Annotated in this window: 1 protein-coding gene; it reads left to right on the top strand. The window is 56.7% G+C overall.

What is annotated here, in order from left to right; all coding sequences use genetic code 11:
* Window positions 1–181 precede the first annotated feature (181 nt).
* A partial coding sequence (locus ACM9LZ_RS25915; RefSeq protein WP_416622385.1) for a hypothetical protein occupies window positions 182–876 on the top strand: 695 nt, incomplete at its 3' end.

Raw genomic sequence — 876 nt, 5'->3', positions numbered from 1 at the left:
ACCAAATTTTCCCAACAAAATCAATGACAGTGACCTGCTAGGGGAAGGGCAAAAAGGCCCAAAATCCCCTAGGGCAGTTTTAGGGCACTTTTGACCCCTCAGGCAAAACCTGATGGTCGTCGGTCAAAAATGCGTGTAAAATTGCCGTTCCGCTCGCTTAACGCGAAAGGAATGGTCATTCATGACAACAATCAAAATGCTGGGGGGCAAACTCCAGCTCGAACAACGTGGCAGCAGCCGTTTCTGGCAAGCCCGCGCGTCTATTGGCGGAAAACAACGCCAGTTCAGTACCAAACAGGAATCCTTGGAGAAGGCCCAGAAGGCCGCCGAGGATTGGTACATCACCCTCAAAGCCAAAGATCGTGTCGGTGTCCTCGATAGCGGCCCGACCTTCGCCAAAGCCGCCAGCCAATTCCAGAAGGAATACGGCCTCATTACCGGCGGCGAGCGCAGCCAGAAATGGACCGAAGGCCATGAGCTGCGGCTGCGTGTGCATCTGGTGCCGTTCTTTGGCGACCTGCCCATCAATAAGCTGACGGCGGGGAAGGTGCAGGAATATCGGGTGCATCGCATGACCACGTACATGCTGCCTAACCCGCATTCCAAGGGGAAGCATAAGCCCAAGGCCAAGCCGCCGGCACGCAGCACCCTACATAATGAGATCATCACCCTCAGTCTGGTGCTCCAGACCGCGCAGCGCCATGGGTGGATCGACCATCTGCCGAACCTCTCCGCTCCCTACAAGACGCAGGCCAAGCGCACGCACCGGCCTTGGTTCAGCCCCGAGGAATACAAGCAGCTTTACGAAGCGGCCCGGAAATATGCCCGCGAGGAAGTCACCGATTTTTACCGGTGGAACGCCGAGCAGGTGTACGA

This window comes from Niveispirillum fermenti (assembly GCF_048066175.1).
Classification (GTDB): domain Bacteria; phylum Pseudomonadota; class Alphaproteobacteria; order Azospirillales; family Azospirillaceae; genus Niveispirillum; species Niveispirillum fermenti.
This window is presented reverse-complemented; position numbering and strand designations above follow the sequence as displayed.